This is a genomic window from Agromyces indicus, from assembly GCF_031432295.1.
In the GTDB taxonomy this organism is placed as follows: Bacteria; Actinomycetota; Actinomycetes; order Actinomycetales; family Microbacteriaceae; genus Agromyces; species Agromyces indicus.
This window is the reverse complement of record NZ_JAVKGS010000003.1, coordinates 1-22,142: the sequence shown is the minus strand read 5'-3', so window position 1 is coordinate 22,142 and position 22,142 is coordinate 1. Positions and strand designations below refer to the sequence as shown.

The 22,142-nt window shown below is 71.8% G+C and carries 18 protein-coding genes and 1 rRNA gene; 7 read left to right on the top strand and 12 right to left on the bottom strand.

Going from position 1 to position 22,142, the window contains the following annotated elements; translation table 11 throughout:
- The first annotated feature begins 13 nt into the window (after nt 1-13).
- The gene (gene pdxH, locus RH861_RS09820) at nt 14-706 is read left to right on the top strand and encodes a pyridoxamine 5'-phosphate oxidase (RefSeq protein WP_310520844.1); all 693 of its coding nucleotides are present in this window, start codon (nt 14-16) and stop codon (nt 704-706) included.
- Nucleotides 707-771: 65 nt separating this feature from the next.
- The gene (locus tag RH861_RS09815) at nt 772-2,340 is read left to right on the top strand and encodes an MFS transporter (RefSeq protein ID WP_310520843.1); all 1,569 of its coding nucleotides are present in this window, start codon (nt 772-774) and stop codon (nt 2,338-2,340) included.
- Here RH861_RS09815 and RH861_RS09810 read toward each other — a convergent pair.
- The gene (locus RH861_RS09810) at nt 2,309-2,965 is read right to left on the bottom strand and encodes an NADPH-dependent F420 reductase (protein ID WP_310520842.1); all 657 of its coding nucleotides are present in this window, start codon (nt 2,963-2,965) and stop codon (nt 2,309-2,311) included. The genes RH861_RS09815 and RH861_RS09810 overlap by 32 nt on opposite strands.
- A gap of 176 nt (nt 2,966-3,141) precedes the next feature.
- Here RH861_RS09810 and RH861_RS09805 point away from each other — a divergent pair, with 176 nt between their 5' ends.
- On the top strand, nt 3,142-4,242 hold the full coding sequence (locus RH861_RS09805; protein ID WP_310520841.1) for an LLM class flavin-dependent oxidoreductase: 1,101 nt from the start codon (nt 3,142-3,144) through the stop codon (nt 4,240-4,242).
- 20 nt (nt 4,243-4,262) lie between these two features.
- On the opposite strand, the gene RH861_RS09800 is transcribed toward RH861_RS09805, so the two are convergent.
- The 10 genes from RH861_RS09800 to RH861_RS09755 form a co-directional block, all read right to left on the bottom strand.
- Nucleotides 4,263-5,456 (bottom strand): cation:proton antiporter, encoded by a 1,194-nt coding sequence (locus tag RH861_RS09800; protein WP_310520840.1) that lies wholly within the window; start codon nt 5,454-5,456, stop codon nt 4,263-4,265.
- 13 nt (nt 5,457-5,469) lie between these two features.
- On the bottom strand, nt 5,470-5,964 hold the full coding sequence (locus RH861_RS09795) for a cation:proton antiporter regulatory subunit (protein WP_310520839.1): 495 nt from the start codon (nt 5,962-5,964) through the stop codon (nt 5,470-5,472).
- Between the two features lie 75 nt (nt 5,965-6,039).
- Nucleotides 6,040-6,921, bottom strand: a complete 882-nt coding sequence (locus tag RH861_RS09790) for an alanyl-tRNA editing protein (protein WP_310520838.1) — start codon at nt 6,919-6,921, stop codon at nt 6,040-6,042.
- Entirely contained in the window at nt 6,921-7,100 is a 180-nt protein-coding gene (locus RH861_RS09785) for a hypothetical protein (protein ID WP_067945838.1), read from the bottom strand. The genes RH861_RS09790 and RH861_RS09785 overlap by 1 nt, the downstream gene beginning before the upstream one ends.
- 71 nt (nt 7,101-7,171) lie before the next feature.
- On the bottom strand, nt 7,172-8,347 hold the full coding sequence (locus RH861_RS09780) for an acyl-CoA dehydrogenase family protein (protein WP_310520837.1): 1,176 nt from the start codon (nt 8,345-8,347) through the stop codon (nt 7,172-7,174).
- 9 nt (nt 8,348-8,356) lie between these two features.
- On the bottom strand, nt 8,357-9,325 hold the full coding sequence (locus RH861_RS09775; RefSeq protein ID WP_310520836.1) for a DUF4349 domain-containing protein: 969 nt from the start codon (nt 9,323-9,325) through the stop codon (nt 8,357-8,359).
- 91 nt (nt 9,326-9,416) lie between these two features.
- Nucleotides 9,417-10,856: a carotenoid oxygenase family protein gene (locus RH861_RS09770; protein WP_310520835.1), complete on the bottom strand. Its 1,440-nt coding sequence runs from the start codon at nt 10,854-10,856 to the stop codon at nt 9,417-9,419.
- On the bottom strand, nt 10,853-12,409 hold the full coding sequence (gene crtI, locus RH861_RS09765) for a phytoene desaturase family protein (RefSeq protein ID WP_310520834.1): 1,557 nt from the start codon (nt 12,407-12,409) through the stop codon (nt 10,853-10,855). The genes RH861_RS09770 and crtI overlap by 4 nt, the downstream gene beginning before the upstream one ends.
- A 51-nt stretch (nt 12,410-12,460) precedes the next feature.
- The gene (locus tag RH861_RS09760) at nt 12,461-13,291 is read right to left on the bottom strand and encodes an aldo/keto reductase (RefSeq protein WP_310520833.1); all 831 of its coding nucleotides are present in this window, start codon (nt 13,289-13,291) and stop codon (nt 12,461-12,463) included.
- Between the two features lie 42 nt (nt 13,292-13,333).
- Entirely contained in the window at nt 13,334-14,542 is a 1,209-nt protein-coding gene (locus tag RH861_RS09755) for an MFS transporter (RefSeq protein WP_310520832.1), read from the bottom strand.
- Nucleotides 14,543-14,637: 95 nt separating this feature from the next.
- On the opposite strand from RH861_RS09755, the gene RH861_RS09750 reads away from it, so the two are divergent.
- Entirely contained in the window at nt 14,638-14,973 is a 336-nt protein-coding gene (locus RH861_RS09750; RefSeq protein WP_310520831.1) for an ArsR/SmtB family transcription factor, read from the top strand.
- Nucleotides 14,970-15,485, top strand: coding sequence for an SRPBCC domain-containing protein (locus RH861_RS09745; protein WP_310520830.1), 516 nt, complete (start codon nt 14,970-14,972; stop codon nt 15,483-15,485). The genes RH861_RS09750 and RH861_RS09745 overlap by 4 nt, the downstream gene beginning before the upstream one ends.
- On the opposite strand, the gene hrpA is transcribed toward RH861_RS09745, so the two are convergent.
- Complete coding sequence (hrpA, locus tag RH861_RS09740) at nt 15,466-19,515, bottom strand: ATP-dependent RNA helicase HrpA (RefSeq protein WP_310520829.1); 4,050 nt, start codon at nt 19,513-19,515, stop codon at nt 15,466-15,468. The genes RH861_RS09745 and hrpA overlap by 20 nt on opposite strands.
- 120 nt (nt 19,516-19,635) lie before the next feature.
- Here hrpA and RH861_RS09735 point away from each other — a divergent pair, with 120 nt between their 5' ends.
- Nucleotides 19,636-20,478: an aldo/keto reductase gene (locus RH861_RS09735; protein ID WP_310520828.1), complete on the top strand. Its 843-nt coding sequence runs from the start codon at nt 19,636-19,638 to the stop codon at nt 20,476-20,478.
- Between the two features lie 584 nt (nt 20,479-21,062).
- Nucleotides 21,063-22,142 (top strand): 16S ribosomal RNA (locus RH861_RS09730); the annotation flags it as partial.

Sequence of the window (22,142 nt, the reverse complement as noted above, 5' to 3'; positions counted from 1 at the left end):
GTACGCTGGGCACATGAGCGACGCGATCGACCCCGACCGCCTCGACCGGGCCGTGGAGCACGCCCTGCACCGGCACACCGACTACGGGGCGGAGGAGCTCGACGAGTCGCACGTGGCATCCGACCCCATCGTGCAGTTCGACCGGTGGCTCGCCGAGGCCGACGCCCGCGGGGTGTACGAGCCCAACGCCATGGTGCTCGGGACGATCGACGCCGACGGCACCCCGTCCAGCCGCACGGTGCTCCTGCGCGGCGTCGACGACCGCGGCTTCGTGTTCTTCACCGATCGCGAGTCGCGCAAGGGCCGGGCGCTGGCCGCCCACCCGACGGCCACGCTGCTCTTCCCGTGGTACCCGGTGCACCGGCAGGTCATCGTCACGGGTGCGGTCGCACCGGCCGACGACGAGGAGTCCGACGCCTACTGGGCGGGCCGGCCCTACGGATCGCGCATCGCCGCGACCGCCAGCCGGCAGTCGCGGCCGATCGCGTCGCGGGCCGAGCTCGAGGCGCGGGTCGCCGCGCTCGAGGAGGAGTACGCCGGCGTCGACGACGTCCGCCGTCCCGAGCGCTGGGGCGGGTTCCGGCTGCGGCCGTGGCGCATCGAGTTCTGGCAGGGGCGCACGTCGCGCCTGCACGACCGCCTCGTCTTCACGCGAGACCCGGCAGCGGATGCCGCGGGCTGGGACCTCGAGCGCCTGCAACCCTGACGATCCGCCGAGCGGTGCCCGAGGCCGCGGCGGAGGCTCGCGCGTCCGGGCGTAGGCTGGAGCGGATGTCGCAGCCTGCCAGCAGCCCCCCGGTCATGGGGAACGACAAGCGGTGGCGCGCCTACTGGGTGTGCGTCGCCGTGGCAGCGATCACGATCATGGACCTCACGAAGGTGAACGTCGCGCTGCCCTCCATCGAGGAGGCGCTCGGGGCGTCGTCGACCGAGCTGCAGCTGCTCGTGTCGGGCTTCGTGCTCACGTTCGGGCTCACCCTCGTGCCCGCCGGGCGCCTCGGCGACCAGGGGTCGCGCAAGGCGATGTTCCTCATCGGCCTCTCGCTGTTCACCCTCACGAGCCTCCTCTGCGCGCTCGCCCCCACGTCGGGCGTGCTGCTCGTCGGGCGGCTCCTGCAGGGCGTCGCCGCCGGCATCCAGATGCCCCAGGTGCTCGGGCTCATCCAACAGCTGTTCCAGGGCGCCGAGCGCGGCGCTGCGTTCGGCCTCTTCGGCGCGACGATCGGCATCTCGACCGCGTTCGGCCCGACGCTCGGCGGCCTCGCCATCGCGATCGGCGGTCCCGTCGACGGATGGCGCGGGATCTTCTGGATGAACGTGCCGCTCGCGCTCGCCGCGATCGCCTTCGCCGCCCGGCTGCTGCCGGGGCGCCCGAAGGACGCGGGGGAGCGGCCGCGGATCTCGCTGGATCCGGTCGGCGTCCTGCTGTTCGGCGCCGTGGTGATCTCGCTGATGTGGCCGTTCCTCTTCACCACCGGCTCGCCCGACGACGATCCGGCCCGGTGGTGGACCCTCGTGGCCTTCGTCGTGGCCGTCGTGGCGTTCCTGTGGTGGGAACGGCGCTACGCGGCATCCGGTCGAGCGCCCCTCGTGCCGCTGGGACTGTTCTCGCTGCGGTCGTACCGCAACGGCACGCTGCTCGCGGTCGCCTACTTCGCCGCGATGCCGTCGGCGTTCCTGCTCACGAACCTGTTCCTGCAGCAGGGGCTCGGCCTCGAGCCGGTGTTCGCCGGCATGGTGACGATCGGCTTCGCGCTGTCGAGCGCCGTGACCTCGTGGCTGGGCGGACGCCTCGTCAATCGGGTCGGCCGGCCGCTCGTCGTCGGCGGGCTCCTGCTGCTGCTGCTCGGGTTCGGCATCCTCGTGCTCGTCGCGATCGGCACGCCGCCCGAGCTGACGCCGTGGATCATGGCGGCGGTCATGCTCATCGGCGGCGCCGGCGGCGGCTTCGTCATCGCCCCGAACCAGGTACTCGCCCTGTCGGAGGTGCCGGTCGTGCAGGGCGGCCTGGCCGGCTCGGTCGGCCAGCTCGGGCAGCGCATCGGCACGGCGATCGGCACCGCGGTGGCGCTGTCGCTGTTCTACGCCACGATCTACCGCGCGCCCGCCGCGGAGGCGCGGATCGACGTGTTCCACGAGGCGTACGCGCTCGGCATGGGCGCGGTCGTCGCGCTCCTGCTCGTCGCCCTCGCGGTGGGGCTGGTCGACCTGCGGCAGCGTCGCGACGGCTCCGTACCCCCGCCGGATGCCGCGGCCGAGGCCCGGACGGCCGCGGCCCCGACGGTCGACCCGGCCGGAGGTCGGACGCCTACCCGACGGGCACGCGTTCGTCGGCCATGAGCGCCGCGAGCTCGCTCGCGGAGAGCTCGCGGCCGAATGCGGGGTGACCGGGCTCGAGCGCCCGGCCGTTGACGAGCCGGCCGCCGTCGACGGCGTCGAAGCCGAGGTCGTCGATGAGGCGGGCGACGAGGTCCCGCGCATCCGCGTCGTCGCCGACGACCGCGAGCGCGCGCCGGAGCGGCGACCCGGCCGGCATCGCGTCGTCCTCCATCTCGTGGTAGCCGAGGTGGTTGAGCGACTTGACGATGCGGGCTCGGGGGTTGATCGCGGCGTGGATCTCGCTCGTCGTGCGGGGATCCTCGTCGACGGCCGGGATGGTGCCGTCGATCGGGGGCCAGTAGTTCGTCGCGTCGACGACGACCTTGCCGTCGAAGGTCTCCCAGGGCACCGTGCGGGACTTGCCGAACGGCACGGCGACGATGATGAGGTCGGCGTCCTCGACGAGTCGTGCCGGATCGGCGACGCGCGCTCCCGGTGCGACGACCGAGACCAGCAGGTCGAGCGCGGTCTGCCGGGGCGATCCGCTGAGGACGACCTCGTACCCGGCGGCGAGGAGCAGGCGCGCGAGGGCCGTGCCCACCTTCCCGGCTCCGAAGATGCCGATCACGGGTCGTTCGTCCGTCACGTCCGCTCGCTCCTGCCTGTCGTCCTCCGCAGTCGGCCGCAACTCGGCCGTCGGAATCTGGGAACGCCGACGGGACCTCGGGCATTCCCCGCGTCCGGGTCGGCGGAATAGTCTCGACGCCGACGGGGTTCCACCCGGTGCATGCACATGCATCGATCTCGACGAGGGAGCAGCGGATGACGCGCCACCACCAGTTCGGACTCGACACCTTCGGCGACGTGACCGTCGGCCCCGATGGCGAGTTGCTCACGCACGCCCAGGTCCTGCGCAACGTCGTCGACGAGGCGGTCCTCGCCGACCGGCTCGGCCTCGACTTCTTCGGCGTGGGCGAGCACCACCGCCACGAGTTCGCGATCTCGGCGCCCGAGGTCGTGCTGGCCGCGATCGCGAGCCGGACCGAGCGCATCCGGCTCGGCTCGGCCGTCACCGTGCTGAGCTCCGACGACCCCGTACGGGTGTACCAGCGCTTCGCGACGCTCGACGGCCTCTCGGGTGGCCGGGCGGAGGTGATCCTCGGCCGTGGCTCGTTCATCGAGTCCTTCCCGCTGTTCGGCTACGAGCTCAGCCAGTACCAGGACCTGTTCGAGGAGAAGCTCAACCTGTTCGCCGCGCTGCTGCCGCAGGAACCGGTCACCTGGGAGGGCAAGCTGCGCTCCTCGCTCACCGACCAGCTCGTGTACCCGCGCGTGGAGGGCGGCAGCCTCACGACGTGGGTCGGCGTCGGCGGCAGCCCCGAGTCGGTGGTGCGCGCCGCGAACTACGGCCTCCCGCTCGTGCTCGCGATCATCGGCGGCAGCCCAGCCCGGTTCGCGCCGCTGGCGGAGCTGTACCGCAAGGCCCTCGCCCAGTTCGGCCACGAGCCGCAGCCCATCGCGGTCCACTCGCCCGGCATCGTCGCCGACACCGACGAGGAGGCGCTCGAGACGCTGTGGCCGCACTACGAGGTCATCATGAACCGCATCGGCCGCGAGCGGGGCTGGGGTGCCGTGACCCGCGATCACTTCGAGAGCGAGGCGAGCCCGCACGGCGCGCTCTACGCCGGCTCCCCGGAGACCGTCGCGCAGAAGATCGCCGCGGCGCTGCGCGTCCTCGGGGCCGACCGGTTCGACCTCAAGTACTCCAACGGCACCCTGCCGCACGAGGCCATGATGCGCAGCATCGAGCTGTACGCGACGAAGGTCGTGCCGCGCGTGCGCGAGCTGCTGGCCGAGTCCGGTTCCGAGCCGGGGTCGACGGATGCCGCGGCCGCGGAGCCGCGCGAGGCCAGCGCCGGCTGAGCCGGGGTCGTCGCCCGGGCTCAGGGCCGGGCGACGGCGCTCGCCGTCGACGACCGGCGCCGGACGGCGGCGCGGAACCAGGTGGCATCCGGCAGTCGCGCGAGGAACGTGCCGCCGACGATCGTGATGAGCACGTACGCCGTCGCGAGCGGTGCGAGCGCCGGCTCGATCCCGGCGCCCACCGCCAGGCCGGCGATCACGATGGAGAACTCGCCCCGCGGCGCGAGCACGAGGCCGGCACGCCACTGGCCGAGCGTGCCCACGCCGGCGCGCCGCGCCGCGTACGCGCCGGAGACGAGCTTCGTCATGATGGTCACGACCGCGAGCGCGGCCGCCGCGGGGATCATCGAGATGATCGCCGCGGAGTCGGTCGTGAGGCCGAAGAAGACGAAGAACATGGCCGCGAACAGGTCGCGCAGCGGCGTGAGGACGGCGCTCGCGTTCGCGGCGACGCGGCCCGAGAGCGCGATGCCGACGAGGAACGCCCCGACGGCCGCCGAGACGTTGACCTCCTGCGCGAAGCCGGCGACGAGCATCACGAGACCGAGCACGCCGAGGAGCAGCGGCTCGGAGTGCTCCGCGGGGAACAGGCGCGAGACGATGTGGCCGTGGCGCAGCGCCACGAACAGGATCACGAGGACGACGGCGACCGCGATGGCCACCGCGACGGCGCCCTGCATCAGGCTGACGCCGATCACGAGCGCGGACAGGACCGGCAGGTAGAACGCCATCGCCAGGTCCTCGAGTACGAGGATCGCGAGCACCGACGGCGTCTCGCGGTTGGACAGGCGCCCGAGGTCGCGCATGAGCTTCGCGATGACGCCGGACGAGGAGATCCACGTCACGCCGGCGAGCGCCACCGCCGCGATCGGACCCCAGCCGAGCAGGAGGGCCATGGCGGCGCCCGGCAGCGCGTTGAGCACGGCGTCGATGATTCCGGCGGTGCGGGACGACTTCAGTCCGGTGACGAGCTCCTGCGCCGTGTACTCCAGCCCCAGCAGTGCGAGCAGCAGGATCACGCCGATCTCCGCGCCGGTGGCGAAGAACTCCTCGCTCGCGTCGAGCGGCAGGAGGCCGCCGTTGCCGAAGGCGAGGCCGAGCAGGAGGTAGAACGGGATGGGCGAGATGCCGAGGCGGAGGGAGAGGCGCCCGAGGAGGCTCATGCCGAGGAGCAGCGCGCCGACTTCGATGAGGAGCAGCGTGGTCTCGTGCATCCCGGGCCCCGCGTCAGTCGGGACCGTGTGCGAGCAGCCGGGCGACTCCGTCGAGCCCTCGCCGTGTGCCGACCGCCACGATCACGTCGCCGGCGCGGAGCAACTCCGCGGGCGTGGGCGACGGGATGAGCTGCCCGTCGCGCACGATCGCGACGATCGACGAGTGCGTGCGCGTGCGCGCCTTCGTGTCGCCGAGGGGATGGTTGAGGAAGGGCGAGTCGGTGGGCAGCGCGATCTGCTCGGTGAACAGGCCGGCCGTCTCATCCGACAGGCTGGTGAGGCGCGACATCATGACCGACGTGCCGAGCACGTCGGCGAGCGCGGCCGCCTCGTCGTCGTTCAGGGGGATGGTGTCGCGGCACGCGTCGAGGTCGTCCTCGTCGAAGACGCCGAGGTCGCGCTCGCCATCCCGGTGCGACACCACGCTGATGCGCCGCCCGCCCTCGGTGACGAGGTCGTGGCGGAAGCCGATCCCGGGAAGATCGACCTTCTCGATGCGAATACCCACGTCGGACATGCTAACGCCGACAGCCGACGTCGAGGCTGAGGAACGCTCAGGGCCGTGCAGGCGCCGCGGATCCCCTCAGGATGCGGCCGAGCCCGCGTCGACCCGGGTGGTCATCGTCAGCACCGGGGTGCCGCCGTCCTCGCCGAGGTCGAACGCCACGCGGATGCCGCCGAGCTCGCCCAGGGAGTCCGCGTGCGTGCCGCCGCACGGGATGCGCGCCGACGCGCCGGGCAGCTCGCAGATCCACGTGCGCCGGTCGGTGAGGTGCTCGCCCACGCGCTCGATGCGGACGCGCGCGTCGGCGGCGACCCAGTCGGCCAACGTGGCGTCGACGGATGCCGCGAGCTGGTCGAGGTGCTCGGCGAGCCCGGTCGCGTCGAAGCCGGCGCGGCGCAGCGACTTGTTCAACCGGTACCGGTCGACCGACCCGTCCGGCTCGATCCGCGAGGTCGCGATCGCGATGCCGTCGAAGTCCGGCGCGCCGAGGGCGTCCTCGCGAGCGGACTTGGACCACCGGTCGGCGAGGGCCCGGTTCAGCGCGAGCGAGGCCGCGTGGCAGGCCGTGTGGCCGCGCGAGAGGGAGCGGCGGAGCGCGGCATCCGCTTCGAACTGGACCTCGGCGCCCTCGGTCACCGGCGCGTCGGCGTCGACGAGGTGCGCGACCAGGAACGACCAGCCGTCGGTGCCGGGGCGGACCGGGACATCGCCGATGTGCAGCGACTCGCCGTCGGTGGCCGCGACGACCGCGTCGTGCACGGCCAGCTCGCGGCCGTCGACGCGCAGCACGCCCGCATCCGCCGGCTGGTCGGGCCAGGCGTGATCGACGGGGTGGATGCTCGTGCGGTCGGTGAACACCGCGAGCGCGCCGTCGTGCGGGGCGACGTGCAGGACCGTGGCCGTGGCGGTGAGATCCCCGACGGGGAAGGTGACGACGGTGTCCTCGCCGGGCAGCGCCATCAGACCCCGCTCTCGCGGTGGCCGAGGAGCTGGATCGGCACGGCCATGGCCGCGGCGACGCAGAGGATGCCGCCGAAGAAGACGAGGGCCTCGAACCCGGCGACCTGGTCGGCGATGCTCATGAGCCACATGCCGAAGACGAAGATCGCCATGGAGATGATGTAGGGGAACGCACTCACGGGTACCTCCTCGGGTATGCGGCCGGTGCCGCGGCGCCAGTCTATCGACGGCGTCGTCGCGCCGCGGGTCCTCAGTCCCGCACCGGGCCGAGCAGCGCCGTGGCGATGGCTCCGAGCGCGCCGTCGTCGCTCGACGGGTGGAAGGCGCCCGCGAGCACGTCGCGCTGGAGTCGGCCCAGCTCGTCGCCCGCGAAGAACGTGCGCCCGCCGGAGACGCGCACCGCGGCCTCCACGACCCCGCGGGCGGCGGCGACCGCGCGCATCTTCAGGCCCGACGGCCTGGCGAACCGGAACGCGCCGTGATCGATGCCGTCCGCGACATCGCGGGCGAGGGCGTCCAGCTGGGGTCCGATCGCCTCGAGCAGCGACCCGGCCTCGGCGATGCGGCGGCGCACGTCCGGATCCTCCGACCGCGGTACGCCGGTCCGCTTCGAGACGCGCGTCGACGCGGCGGCGACGGCGAGCTCGAGCGCCCGGTCGGCGAGCCCCGTGTACACCGACGAGATGAGCAGCTCGAAGCACGCGAAGATCGCGTACACGAAGGGGTCATCGGTCGGACCCGGGTCGAGGCGCCGCACGATCCGATCCCGCGCCACCACCGCGCCGTCGAGCACGGTCGTGCGGCTCTGGGTGGCGCGCATGCCGATGGTGTCCCAGTCGTCGAGCGTGCGCACGTCGGGGTCGTCGCGGTCGATGAACCCGTACACCAGCTTGGGCGCGTCATCCGACGCGGTGTCGAGGCCGTGCACGCCGAGGCGGGTCCATGCGGGGGAGAGCGAGGTGAAGATCTTGCGACCGGTGTAGCGGACCGTGCCGTCGCGCTGCGGGTCCGCGACCGTGTCCGAGCCGAACAGCATGAGGTCGTTCCCGGCCTCCGAGATGCCGAACGCGAACACCTCGCCCGCGGCCGCGTCGCGCAGCAGGAAGTCGAGCGAGTCGTCGTCGCGATCGTGCAGGACGCGGGCGACACTCGTCCAGACGAGGTGCATGTTCACCCCCAGCGCGGTCGCGGGCGCGGCCGAGGCGAGGCGCCGCTGCGCGGCCACGAGGGTCGGCAGGTCCCAGCCGAGCCCGCCGAGGCCGCTCGGCACCACCGCACCGAGGTAGCCGGCCTCGCGCAGCTCGGCGAGGTCGTCGGCGAAGAACGCGTTGTCGCGGTCGTAGCCGGCCGCGCGTTCGCGGAACCCCTCGAGGAGGTGGTCGTCGAGGACCTGCGCGGGCGTCGGAGGCGGAGTGGTCGTCGGCACGGCGCCAGCCTACGCGCGGTCGCCCCCGCCCGGCCCGGCGTCGCCGGGGTCCCCGGGTGCGGTCGGCGCGGCCGGCGGTGCCTGCGGGTGGCTCCGGCGCCGAGCCCGGATGGCGAGCAGCACGATGCCCGTCATGACCGCGGCGACCACGAGCGCTGCGCCGAGCCAGGGCAGCAGGACGCCGGCCACGACGAGCAGGCCCGAGGCGAACCGCACGAGGGCCTCCCATCCGGCGGCCACGCCGGACCAGAAGTCGTCCGGGCCCGCCTCGGGGGCCACGCCCTCCGAGAGCAGCTCGACCGTGAGCGTCGAGTAGTCCACCTGGTCGGCGAGGCGGTCGCGACGCGTCGTCAGGCTGTCGAGCTCCGCCTGCCGGGTCGTGAGCTCCGACTCGATGGCGATGAGGTCGGCCGTGTCGTCCGCCTCGGCGAGGAGCGCGAGCAGGCGGTCGACCGAGGCCTGCAGGGCCTCGATCCGGGCGTCGAGGTCCTGGCGCTCCTGCGTCACGTCGGTCGCGTCGAGCTGGACGGAGGAGACGTCGCCGAGCTCGCGGAGGTCGGCGAGCACGGCGTCGAGGTCGTCGGAGGGGATCCGCAGGACGAGCGTCGCACGGGCGCGCTGCGTGTCCGTCCCGGGACTCTCGCTGCGGCTCTCGACGCGTCCGCCCGCCCGGTCGGCGAGGTCCGCCACCTCCGCCGCCGATTCGACGGGGTCGTCGACCGTCAGGGCGAGCCACCCGGTCGTGATGACGCTGCGGTCGTCGTCCTGGTCGACCTGTCGATCCTCGCCGAACTGCTCCTCGTCGCGCGGTGCGACGCCCTCGCCGCCCTCGGTGGGCGCCTCCACGCCGACGTCCGGCTGGGACACCCCGCCGGAGTCGTCCCCCGCGTCGCTCCCGGACGTGCCGATGCCGCAGCCGCCGAGCAGGAGGACCGTGAGCGCGGCGGAGGCCGCGAGGAGCGCGCGTCGTCGCATCATGCGGTCACGGTACTCCCGGCGGGCGGCTCGGGGTCTGGGGGCGGGCTGCGAGTCAGGTCACGATCGGGTTGCGCTTGGCCGCGGCATCCGCTCAGGCCGAGGGGCGGTCGCCGTAGAACTGGCCGTGGTAGCCGAGGAGCACCGGATGCGGCAGCTCGGCGCGCGCGAGCTCGGTGAACGACGCGGCGTCGAGGACGAGCAGGAAGGACGTGCCGACCGCGGCGTCGAGCACCACCGAGAGGACCACCCCGTCGTCCTGGGCGTGCCGGCCCGGACGCCCCACGAAGACCCCTTCGCCCGGGTAGCAGTCCGCCTCGTGCCACGTCGCCGTCTCGCCGCCCGCGAGGTCGACTTTCACGAGCCGGTCGTAGAAGCCGCGCTCCCCGCGGACCCCGACGCCGTACACGTAGCGCAGCTCGGGGCTCGTGTTGAACCGGGCGTAGTCGACGTTCGGCAGCTCGATCCCGATCGGGGACCGCTCCTCGGCGTGCAGCCGCACGTCCGGACCGTCCAGCGGGACGCGCAGCCGGCGCAGCGTCCCCGGGGGGATCCGGACGTCGGGCTCGGCCAGGCGATGGAGGTAGAAGGACTCGATCACCGAGGCGTCGTCGTATGCGACGAGATCCACGACGACCGATCCGTCCTCGTCGTCGTAGGCGTTCACGTGATGGAACGCGAAGAACGGGTCGGCCGTCATCGACCGGACGTGCGCGCCGCTCTCGCGATCGAACACGTGGATCCGCGTGCCGCGTTCGGGCTTCCAGCGGAAGTTCTCGATGTACGGCCGGAGCCACAGCAGGAGCGCGAGCGGGTTGACCACGAGCGGGAACTCGACCAGCAGCAGGTGGCGGGCCGACATGCCGAACGAGTGGATGTAGGACGGCTCGCGGACCGGCCTCGACGCGATCGTCTCGCCCTGCAGCAGGCCGGGATCGCGCGTGTCGACCCGCCGGAAGACGTAGTTGCTCACGGCGTTGTAGCGGGTGACGAGGTTGATCGCCTCGTGACGGGCCTCGTCGAGATGCGGATGGACCGTGGTCATCCGTCCGAACGTCGACGTGTCCCAGCCGGTGACGCCGACCGTGCGGAGCGTCTGGGGATCGAACTCGACCTGGATGGGGGTCTCGGCGAGCGCGAGGTAGTGCTCCGCGACGCGCGCGATGTTGACCTTGGCGCTGTCGGTGACCTGCGGGTCGAACACCGCCATCGCGCGCGCGAACAGCGAGCGGCAGGGGTCGGTCGCGAACTCGGGGTAGGCGATGCGCCCCTCGTCGCGTGCGGCGCGGTAGGACTCGGTCTCGAGGAACCGGTTGGCATACGAGACGCGGCCGTCGTCGATCGTGAACCGGTGGAGCATCGCGAGGCCGTCGAACCAGTGGCGGTACCGCTGGGTGCCGACCCGGAACGTTCCCGGACCGTTGCGCAGCAGTGAGCCGGTGAGCCAGCGCGGCAGCTCGCCGCGCACGGGCACGTCGTCGAGCGTGACCTCGGGGCTCTCGCCGAAGCCGTGGACGGCGTAGTCGGCGCTCATCGCGACACCGCGTCAATGGCGGGCCCCGGCCGTCTCGACGCCGGTCGTCGGCCGGGTCTCCGACGGGCGATGAGGTCGGCGGCGATCTTGCCCGAGGCGAGCACGGCGGGAATGCCCGCGCCGGGGTGCGTGCCGGCGCCGACCAGGTAGAGGCCGTCGACCCGCGGCGACCGGTTGTGCGGGCGGAACCACCCGGACTGGAACAGCGTGGGCTGCAGCGAGAACGCGGCGCCCCGGGGCGTGTTGAGCACGTCGCGGAAGTGCTCGGGGCCGATCGCGTGCTCGACCCGCAGGTGGGTGGCGAGGCCGGGGAGGTACCGCCGGTCGAGCAGGTCGACGACGAGGTCGCGGATGCGGCGCGCCGAGGCCTCCGGGACCGTTTCGCCGTCGTCGAGCGGCGGGGCGGCCACGAGCACGTACATCGCCTCGCACCCCTCGGGCGCCATCGACGGGTCCGTGCGCGTGGGCAGGTGGACGTAGAGGAACAGGTCGTCGGCGCTCACGGGTTCGGGGCGCGGCGTCCGCGAGCTCCGCGGGCGGCCGAACACGCGGCCCAGCACCCGCCGCGAGTCGCCGGAGAGCAGGAGGTTGTGGTGCGCGAGCGGCGTGTCCGGCCACGTGCGGTCGGCGCCGAAGTAGAGGACGTGCAGCGACATGCTCGGCTTCGTCGAGCGGAGCGGACCGCCGGTCGAGCCGTGCGCGGCACCCAGGAGCCGGTCGTAGGTGTATCCCGGATCGGCGTTCGATACGACGACGTCCGCGGGAAGCTCGCTGCCGTCCTCGAGCCGGATCCCGGTGATCCGGCCGTCCTGCACGAGGATCGCCTCCACCTCGACCCCGCACCTGATGCGCCCGCCGAGCCGTTCCAGCAGGGCGCCGAGGGCGTCGACGATCGCCGCGGTGCCGCCGACCGCGTAGTGCACGCCCCAGCGGCGCTCGAACTCGACGATGAGCGAGTAGAGGGCGGGCGTGCGGGCGGGGTGGCCGCCGATGAGCAGCGGGTGGAACGCCAGCGCGCGCCGGAGGAACGGGTCGCGGATGCAGCCGTCGACGAGGCGCTGCACCCCGAGCGCGGCACGATGGCGGAGCAGGAACGGCAGCATCCGCAGCATCACGTGCACCTGCATCATGGGCCGCTCGGTGTACGGGTAGAACGCGTCGAAGATCCGGGAGATCCGGCGGCTGAGGCGCTCGTATCCCCGCTCGTCCGCAGGGCTCCGCCGTGCCACCTCCTCGCGCATCCGGGCGGCGTCGGCGTGGAAGTCGAAGCGCGAGCCGTCGGCGTCGAAGGCACGGTAGAAGGGGTCGAGCGGCACGAGCCGCACGTGGTCGTCGAGGCGCTCGCCGGCGAGGGCGAACAGCTCCTCGAACATGAACGGCGCGGTGAGCACCGTGGGGCCGCCGTCGAACCGGAACCCGTCGAGCTCGTAGAGGTACGCTCGCCCGCCGATGCGGTCTCGCTGTTCGAGCACGACGACGTCGTTGCCGGCCGCGGCCAGCCGGATGGCGGCGGCCAGGCCGCCGAAGCCGCTCCCGATGACGACCGCCTGCATCCGGTCACCATAACCGCGACCCGGGTGCGGCGCCGTCCATCGTTCGATGGATCAGTCGTCGTCCGGATCGCGACCCGTACGCTCGCCGGACTCGAGACCGTCGAGCGCCGCGACGTCGTCCTCGTCGAGCCGGAACGAGAACACGTCGAGGTTCTCCGCGATGCGCTCCGGCGAGGACGCCTTGGGGATCACGATCGTGCCGTTCGCGACGTGCCAGGCCAGCACGACCTGGGCCGCCGATCGACCGTGCTTGGCGGCGATCCGCTCCAGCACGGGGTCGCCGAGCAGGCGACCGCGCGCGAGCGGCGACCACGCCTCGGTGCGGACGCCGAGGCGCTCGTGCGCCGCGCGGAGCTCGCGCTGCGGCAGCCACGGATGCAGCTCCACCTGGTTCACGACGGGCGTGACGCCGGTCTCGTCGATCAGGCGCTCGAGGTGGTGCGCGTGGAAGTTGGAGACGCCGATCGAGGTCGCCCGGCCCTCCTCGCGGAGCCTGACGAGCGCTCGCCACGTGTCGACGTAGCGGTCCTGCGACGGCACCGGCCAGTGGATGAGGTACAGGTCGAGTCGGTCGAGCCCGAAGCGATCCATCGAGGCGTCGAACGCCCGCAGGGTCTCGTCGTAGCCGTGGTCGTCGTTCCAGACCTTGCTCGTGACGAAGAGGTCGTCGCGCGGCAGCCCGCACTCGCGCACCGCGGCGCCCGCCTCGGCCTCGTTGCCGTAGAGGGCGGCGGTGTCGAGGTGCCGGTAGCCGATGCGGATGGCCTCGAGCGCGAGCCGCGTGGCATCCGCCGCCGGGACCTTGTACATGCCGTACCCGACCTGCGGGATGGCCCGCCCGTCGGCGAGCTGGATGGTCGGGGCGAGGGGCGGATGCGGCATCCGTGCGCCTTTCGTCGGGAGCTCGCCGGGCGTGACCGCCGGTCAGCTCGGGGTGATCGAGACCGGTTCGGTGTCGGGGATCGGGCTCGCATCGCGCCCGCGCAGGTCGGGGTGCCAGCGGCGCGCGAGCGCGGGGACGACGAAGCCGAGGAAGGCCAGCACGCCGGCCGCCCAGAAGGCGCCGACCGCGTCGTAGCCGTCGATGAGGAAGCCGGCGAGGGCCGATCCGAGGGCGGCGCCGATGAGCTGGCCGGTGCCGACCCATCCGTACGCCTCGGCGGTGTCGGAGAACTTCACGCTCGCCGACACGATCGCGAACAGCACCGCCAGTGCGGGGGCGATGCCGATGCCGGCGATGAAGAGGGTCACGGCGAGCCACCAGAAGTCCATCGAGAACGCGGCGAGCACCGTGCCGAAGAACACGATGAACATGCGGCGGGCGGTCGACCAGGGGCTGATCGGCGCGTGCCCGAAGCCCAGTCCGCCCGCGAGGCTGCCGATGGAGAAGATGGCGAGCACGATGCCGGCCTCCGCGCCGTCGTGGCCGAACGCGGCGACGACGCCGGCCTCGATCGCGGCGCAGGCGCCGATCAGGAGGAAGCCGACGATCGTCGCGAGCATGACGGGAGGGCGGGTGAGCACCTTGCCGAAGGCGCGCTTGGATCGGGGGATGCGCACCCGGCCGAGTTCCGGTGAGGCGATGAACCAGATGCCGCCGACCACCATGAGGGCGGCGGCGAGCAGGATGCCCCAGACGGTGCCGACCTGCGTCGACACGAACGTGGTGACGACGGGGCCGACGACCCAGATGATCTCCTGCGCCGATGCGTCGAGCGAGAAGAGCGGCGTGAGCTGGCGCGAGTTCACCATCTTGGGGTAGATCGTGCGCACGGCCGGCTGCACGGGTGGCGTGGCGAGTCCGCAGATCAGGCCGATCAGCATGTACATCGGCACGGTGAGCGGCAGCACGCCGATGGCGATGACGGATGCCACGCACACGATGAGCGTCAGGATCAGCACCGGTCGCATGCCGAACCGACCCATCAGCCGGCTCGTGAGCGGCCCGGCGACCGCCTGGCCGATCGACGTGGCGGCGAGGACGAGTCCGGCGGCGCCGTACGACCCGGTCTGCCGCTCCACGTGCAGCAGGAACGCCAGTGAGAGCATGCCCGACGGGAACCGTGCGGTGAGCTGCGCTGCGATGATGCGCGCGACGCCCTGGGTCTTGAGCAGGTCGGAGTAGCTGGCCACGGTGGCTCGATCCTATCGACGCGAACACTGTTCGTACGCACCGGCGAGGCGATCAGTCTTCCCCTATATAAACCCAGACTGATAAGCTGGCCTCCGTGCACGCGTTCGACGTCCTCGGCGACCCGGTGCGCCGTCGCATCCTCGACCTGCTGGCCGAGGGGGAGCGGCCCGCGGGGGCGGTCGTCGACGTCGTGGCGGCGGAGTTCGGCATCACGCAGCCGGCCGTGTCGCGCCACCTCCGCATCCTGCGCGAGCAGGGGTTCGCCGCGGTGCGCGCCGAGGGCGCTCGCCGCATCTACTCGCTCGAGCGTGCCGGCGTCGAGTCCGCCGCCGCGGAGCTCGACCGGTACCGGCGGTTCTGGTCGAATCGCCTCGACGCGCTGCACACCGAGGTCGCACGCGGACGGCGTGCCCGACGGAAGGACGCATGATGGCCGTCACCGGCGAGATCCTGCCCGACGACCCGGGCTTCGAGCTGCGCTTCGACGAGGTCTACGACACGGTCGCCGACGACCTCTGGAAGGCGATCACCACGCCCGAGCGGCTCGGGGGCTGGATGGCGGACTACCGGGGCGAGTTCCGGCTCGGCGGGCGCTGGCAGGCGTTCACGCGCGAGGGCGAGCTGTACTGCGACGGCGAGGTCACGGCGTGCGAGCGGCCCCACGGCTTCACCACCACGTGGACCGTCGTCGGGGAGCCCGCGTCACTGGTCACCGTGCGCCTCGAGCCGGTCGAGGGCGGGCGCACCCGGCTGCGGCTCCGCCACGAGCGCGCGACGCGCCCCGACTACGGTCCCGGATGGCACACCTACCTCGAGAGCCTCGCGTGGCACCTCGCCGACCCGGGCGCGCCCCGGGATCGCGACCGCTGGGACGCCCGCTTCGCCGAGCTCGAACCGGGCTACGCGGCGCGGCTCGCCGCGATCATTCCGCCAGCGCCTTGACGATGCGCTTGACCGACACCGTCTCGGCGGTGCGCAGCTCCTGCGCGAAGAGGCCGACGCGCAGCTCCTCGAGCATCCAGCGCACGCGCACCAGTCGCGGATCGGCCTCCGGGTCGATGGGGATCGTGCCGCCCGCCTTCGCGTAGGCCGATCTCGCCTGATCGAACTCGGTGAGCCACTGCCGGTCGCGGCCCGGGTTGTCCTGCATGCGCTGCACGCGCAGCGTGATCGCCTCGAGGTAGCGCGGCAGGTGCCGCAGCCGCTCGAGGCCCGTCGCCGACACGAATCCGGATGGCACGAGCGCCTCGAGCTGCGACCGCGCGTCGGCGAGCGCCGACATGAGCTGCAGGCTCGACGCCTTCGAGATCGCCCGGTCGGCCTCGCGCGCCGCGACGAGGATCCTCGAGACGAGCGACACCGTCTCGAACATGCGGTCCATCACGTTCGCCGACACGGCATCGCGGACCGCCTCGAACTCCGCCCGCGTGCGCACGAGCCCGTCCGGGTGGCGGGCGCGCAGCTCCGCGTCGACGACGGCGGCGAGGCAGTCGTCGAGCAGTGCCCGCGGTCCGGCGTACGCGCTCGACGCGAGGGCGAGCTTCTCCTGGTTCGACAGGTGCTCCTGCACGTAGGCGACGGGCGACGGGGTCGCGAGCACGAGCAGCCGACGGATGCCGCGGCGCGAGGCCCGGTCGCGTTCCTCGGCGGTCGGCACGAGCCGCAGCGCCACCGACGCGCCCTCGTCGACGAGGGCCGGGTACGCGCGGACCACGTTGCCCGCCTGGCGGCTGTCCACGTGCTCGGGGATGGACTCCCATGCCCACGAGGTGACGCCGGCCTGCTCGGCGAAGGCGGGAGCGGCGGGCGCCCGCCCGCCCGCGCCGGGCCGGCTCGCGGCGCGGTCGGGCCCACCGGGGCCGGAGGTCGCGCCTGCGGCATCCGCTCGACCGTCGCCGGCGCCGCGGCCGCGTCGGGTGCCGCGCCCGCCGTCGGCGAACGTCGACGCCACCGCGCGGCTCGCCCGGTCGGCCAGGCGGCGCTGGAGCGCCCCGAGGTCCTTGTCGTCGCCGACCGTTCGCCCGCGCTCGTCGACCGCGCGGAACGTCACGCGCAGGTGCGGCGGCAGCCGGTCCAGGTCGAAGTCCTCGGCGGTGACGGGCGCGTAGGTCAGGCGCTTGATGACGCCCGCGACCTGCTCGGCGAACGGCGGCCGCAGCTCGCCCGACTCGGGACCGGCGGGCAGCTCGGCGGAGATCTTCGCCGCCCATTCGGCGGCGGGTACGACCTGGCGGCGCAGCACCTTGGGCAGCGTGCGGAGCATGGCGGTGATGAGTTCGTCGCGCAGGCCCGGCACCTGCCAGTCGAAACCGGTCGGCTCCAGGCGCGGCAGCAGCACGAGCGGCACGAGCACGCTCACGCCGTCGTCCTCGGCACCCGGCTCGAAGCGGTAGCGGAGCGTGAGCGTCTGGTCGCCCTGGCGCCAGCGGTCGGGGAACCCGCCGTCGGTCGACAGCTCTTCCTCGCCGACGAGGTCGGCCGTGGACATGGTGAGCAGGTCGGGGGAGCGGCGGTGCTCGGCGCGCCACCAGCGTTCGAACGCGCGCACGTCCGTGGCATCCGCCGGCAGTCGCTGCTCGTAGAACGCGACGACCGCCTCATCGCCGCCGAGCACGTCGCGACGGCGCGTGCGCTCCTCGAGCTCGCCGAGCTCGCGCCGCAGCTGCCGGTTCTTCCGGATGAAGGCGTACACGCGCTGGTCGAGCCGGTTCCAGTCCCAGTCCTCCTCGACGAGGGCGTGCCGGATGAACAGCTCGCGCGCGAGCGCCGCGTCGATACGCGCGAGCTGCACGCGCCGCTTCGGCACGATCACGACGCCGAACAGCGTCACCTTCTCGTCGGCGACCGCCGAGCCCTGCCGCCGCTCCCAGCGCGGCTCCGAGTACGAGCGCTTCGCGAGCGGGCCGGCGAGCTGCTCGGCCCACGCCGGGTCGATCGCGGCGGCCGTGCGCGCGAACAGCCGGCTGGTCTCCACGAGCTCGGCGGCCATGAGCGCGGCCGGCGGCTTCTTCGCGAGCGCCGAGCCGGGGAACACCACGAAGCGGGCGTTCCGGGCGCCGGCGAACTCGGCCTGCTGGCGTCGTCCGCGACGCTCGGCCTCGCGCTGGCCGCCTGCGCCGCCGCGCCCGCTCGACGTGCGGCTGTCGTCGCGGATGCCGACCTGCGAGAGCAGCCCCGCGAGCAGCGCCCGGTGGATGCCGTCGGGGTTCGGTGCGCCCGCCTCCTTGGCGACGTGCAGCCCGAGCGGCTTCGCGAGGCGCACGAGCTGCCGATAGAGGTCCTGCCACTCGCGCACGCGCAGGTAGTTCAGGAACTCGGTGCGGCACATGCGCCGGAACGCGTTGCCGGACAGCTCGCGCTGCTGCTCCTCGAGGTGGTTCCAGAGGTTCAGCAGCGTCAGGAAGTCGCTCGTCGGGTCGACGAACCGGGCGTGCATCGCGTCGGCCTGCTCGCGGCGCTCGAGCGGTCGCTCGCGCGGATCCTGGATCGTCAGACCCGCGACGATCGCGAGCACCTCGCGGCTCACGCCCTGGGCCTTGGACTCCAGCACCATGCGCGCGAACCGCGGCTCGATGGGCAGGCGGGCGAGCTGGCGCCCGATCCGGGTGAGTTGCGGCCCGGTCGCGGCATCCGCGTCGTCGATCGCGCCGAGCTCGCGCAGCAGTTCGACGCCGTCGCGGATGCCACGGGCGTCCGGCGGCGTCAGGAACGGGAACTCCTCGACGGCGCCGAGCCCGAGCGACGCCATCTGCAGGATGACCGCCGCGAGGTTCGTGCGCAGCACCTCCGGGTCGGTGAACTCCGGCCGCTTGCCGTAGTCCTCCTCGGAGTAGAGCCGGATCGCGATGCCCTCGCTCGTCCGCCCCGACCGGCCCGAGCGCTGGTTCGCGGACGCCTGCGAGATCGGCTCGATCGGGAGCCGCTGCACCTTCGACCGCGCGGAGTAGCGGCTGATGCGCGCGGTGCCCGCGTCGACGACGTAGCGGATGCCGGGGACCGTGAGGCTGGTCTCCGCGACGTTCGTCGCGAGCACGATGCGCCGCCGGAGCCCCGCGACCTTCGAGGGCTCGAACACGCGGTGCTGGTCGGCCGACGACAGCCGGCCGTAGAGGGGGAGCACCTCGGTCTCTCCGCCGCGACGCGCACCGCGACCGGTCGTGTAGTGCGCCCGGACGGCCGCCTCGGCGTCGCGGATCTCGCTCTCGCCCGAGAGGAACACGAGCACGTCGCCGGGCGACTCGCGCTCGAGCTCGTCGAGCGCGTCGAGGATGCCCTGCTGCACATCGCGGTCCTCGGCGGCGGCGCCCTCGTCGTCGGCGTACTCGCCCGAGCCGGAGCCCGCGGACTCCGCCACGAGCGGCCGGTAGCGGATCTCGACGGGGTAGGTGCGCCCCGACACCTCGATGATCGGCGCCGGCTCGCCCGCGTCATCCGCGAAGTGCCTCGCGAAGCTCTCGGGGTCGATCGTCGCGCTCGTGATGATCACGCGCAGGTCGGGGCGGCGGGGGAGCAGGCGCTTCAGGTACCCGAGCAGGAAGTCGATGTTGAGGCTGCGCTCGTGCGCCTCGTCGATGATGATCGTGTCGTACCGGCGCAGCTCCCGGTCTCGGTGGATCTCGTTCAGCAGGATGCCGTCGGTCATGACCTTGATGCGCGTCGACTCGCTCACCCGGTCGGTGAAGCGCACCTGGTAGCCGACCAGCCCGCCGAGCTCCGTGCCGAGCTCCTCGGCCACGCGCTCGGCGATCGTGCGCGCGGCGATGCGGCGCGGCTGGGTGTGCGCGATCGATTCGCGACCGAGCTCGAGGCAGATCTTCGGCAGCTGGGTCGTCTTGCCCGAGCCCGTGGCCCCGGCGACGATGACGACCTGGTGGACGCGGATGGCGCGCGCGATGTCGTCGCGTCGACCGCTCACCGGCAGCTCGGCCGGGTAGGCGATCACGGGGATCGGCGGGAGGGTGCGCTCGGACATCAGCCCTCCATCGTATGGGCGGATGACGCGCGGGAGGGCGGGAGCCCGTGCACGCGGCATCCGCTTCGCGACGGGCGAACAGGGGATGGATTTTCCAGCCTCGGGGTGTTGCATGACGACATGACGCAGACATCGACCTCAGTGCCCCGAGTCCGCCTGAACGACGGCCACGAGATCCCGCAGCTCGGGTTCGGCGTGTTCCTCGTGGATCCGCCCGAGACGGAGCGCATCGTCGCCGACGCGCTCGAGGTGGGCTACCGCCACATCGACACGGCCCGCATCTACGAGAACGAGGAGGGCGTGGGACGCGCGCTCGCCGCATCGGGCATCCCGCGCGAGGAGCTGTACGTCACGACGAAGCTCTGGAACTCGGACCAGGGCCACCGGTCGGCGCTCGACGCGTTCGACGCGAGCCTCGAGCGGCTCGGGCTCGACTACGTCGACCTGTACCTGATCCACTGGCCGGTCCCCTCGAAGGACCGGTACGTCGAGAGCTGGAAGGCGCTCGAGCAGATCCGCGAGTCGGGGCGGGCTCGCTCGATCGGTGTCTCGAACTTCCTCGCACCGCACCTGCAGCGGCTCATCGACGAGACCGGCGTCGTGCCGGCCGTCGACCAGATCGAGCTGCACCCCGCGCACCAGCAGCCCGAGACGACGGCCTTCGCCGCCGACAACGGCATCGCCATCGAGTCGTGGGGTCCGCTGGGGCAGGGCAAGTACCCGCTGCTCGAGATGGGCGAGGTGACGGATGCCGCGGCCGCGCACGGCAAGAGCCCGGCCCAGGTCGTCATCCGCTGGCACCTCCAGCGCGGCTTCATCGTCTTCCCGAAGTCGAACCGGCGCGAGCGGATGGCGGAGAACTTCGACGTGTTCGACTTCGAGCTGTCCGACGCCGAGATGCAGCGCATCACCGGCCTCGAGCGGGCCGGTCGGGTGGGTCCGGACCCCGCGAACTTCGGCTGAGCCGGGCCCCGTGGCCCGGAATCGCGCGGCCTGCGCGGTCCGGGTCACGGGGCGCCGCGAGCGGCCGGCGGGCGCGACACGCCCGGGATGCAGGCCCGATTTGCCGAGGCCCGCGGCAGCCCGTAGATTCTTTCTTGTCGCCACGGCGGAGCGGAGAGCGAGAAGCTCCCGGCCGCGAAGATGACAGTCTTAGCCAAACAGCCTCGAAGGCGCATATTGCGACTCGGTTGCTTCAAGCCTAAGATGACTACTCCACTCCCAAGTGAACCGAACGCCTCGAGCGTGCGGTCTCCGGCTGCGGACGCCCGGGATCTCTGATCCACGGGGCCGAACGCCCGGCTCGGGGTGGTACAGTAGAGAGGTTGCCCTGGGGGCAGGCCGCGAGGCTGCAACCCGGGTGCGTCCGTTCCTTGAGAACTCAACAGCGTGCACTATGTTCAATGCCAATTTTTTGAACCCCGTGTTCTCCTGCTTTGGTGGGGGGACGGGTTTCCTTTGATTGATGGACAATTTGATTTTCGAGTCAGTTGTTTCTCTGTCAGTGATTTGAACTCCCTGATGCCTTCGGGTGTTGGGAACCATTTTTTTTGGAGAGTTTGATCCTGGCTCAGGACGAACGCTGGCGGCGTGCTTAACACATGCAAGTCGAACGATGAACCGGGTGCTTGCACCTGGGGATTAGTGGCGAACGGGTGAGTAACACGTGAGTAACCTGCCCTGGACTCTGGGATAACCCCGAGAAATCGGAGCTAATACCGGATAGGACCTTTCCTCGCATGAGGTTTGGTGGAAAGTTTTTCGGTCTGGGATGGACTCGCGGCCTATCAGCTTGTTGGTGAGGTAATGGCTCACCAAGGCGTCGACGGGTAGCCGGCCTGAGAGGGTGACCGGCCACACTGGGACTGAGACACGGCCCAGACTCCTACGGGAGGCAGCAGTGGGGAATATTGCACAATGGGCGCAAGCCTGATGCAGCAACGCCGCGTGCGGGATGACGGCCTTCGGGTTGTAAACCGCTTTTAGTAGGGAAGAAGGGCTTCGGCTTGACGGTACCTGCAGAAAAAGGACCGGCTAACTACGTGCCAGCAGCCGCGGTAATACGTAGGGTCCGAGCGTTGTCCGGAATTATTGGGCGTAAAGAGCTCGTAGGCGGTTTGTCGCGTCTGCTGTGAAAACTAGAGGCTCAACCTCTAGCCTGCAGTGGGTACGGGCAGACTTGAGTGGTGTAGGGGAGACTGGAATTCCTGGTGTAGCGGTGGAATGCGCAGATATCAGGAGGAACACCGATGGCGAAGGCAGGTCTCTGGGCACTTACTGACGCTGAGGAGCGAAAGCGTGGGGAGCGAACAGGATTAGATACCCTGGTAGTCCACGCCGTAAACGTTGGGCGCTAGATGTGGGGACCTTTCCACGGTTTCCGTGTCGTAGCTAACGCATTAAGCGCCCCGCCTGGGGAGTACGGCCGCAAGGCTAAAACTCAAAGGAATTGACGGGGGCCCGCACAAGCGGCGGAGCATGCGGATTAATTCGATGCAACGCGAAGAACCTTACCAAGGCTTGACATATACGAGAACGGGCCAGAAATGGTCAACTCTTTGGACACTCGTATACAGGTGGTGCATGGTTGTCGTCAGCTCGTGTCGTGAGATGTTGGGTTAAGTCCC

Coding starts and splice junctions, on each gene's coding strand:
- RH861_RS09775 (WP_310520836.1), bottom strand. CDS start 9,325: ATGATGCGACGACGCGCGCTCCTCGCGGCCTCCGCCGCGCTCACGGTC.
- pdxH (WP_310520844.1), top strand. CDS start 14: ATGAGCGACGCGATCGACCCCGACCGCCTCGACCGGGCCGTGGAGCAC.
- RH861_RS09770 (WP_310520835.1), bottom strand. CDS start 10,856: ATGAGCGCCGACTACGCCGTCCACGGCTTCGGCGAGAGCCCCGAGGTC.
- RH861_RS09815 (WP_310520843.1), top strand. CDS start 772: ATGTCGCAGCCTGCCAGCAGCCCCCCGGTCATGGGGAACGACAAGCGG.
- RH861_RS09745 (WP_310520830.1), top strand. CDS start 14,970: ATGATGGCCGTCACCGGCGAGATCCTGCCCGACGACCCGGGCTTCGAG.
- RH861_RS09760 (WP_310520833.1), bottom strand. CDS start 13,291: ATGCCGCATCCGCCCCTCGCCCCGACCATCCAGCTCGCCGACGGGCGG.
- hrpA (WP_310520829.1), bottom strand. CDS start 19,515: ATGTCCGAGCGCACCCTCCCGCCGATCCCCGTGATCGCCTACCCGGCC.
- RH861_RS09790 (WP_310520838.1), bottom strand. CDS start 6,921: ATGGCGCTGCCCGGCGAGGACACCGTCGTCACCTTCCCCGTCGGGGAT.
- crtI (WP_310520834.1), bottom strand. CDS start 12,409: ATGCAGGCGGTCGTCATCGGGAGCGGCTTCGGCGGCCTGGCCGCCGCC.
- RH861_RS09800 (WP_310520840.1), bottom strand. CDS start 5,456: ATGCACGAGACCACGCTGCTCCTCATCGAAGTCGGCGCGCTGCTCCTC.
- RH861_RS09735 (WP_310520828.1), top strand. CDS start 19,636: ATGACGCAGACATCGACCTCAGTGCCCCGAGTCCGCCTGAACGACGGC.
- RH861_RS09805 (WP_310520841.1), top strand. CDS start 3,142: ATGACGCGCCACCACCAGTTCGGACTCGACACCTTCGGCGACGTGACC.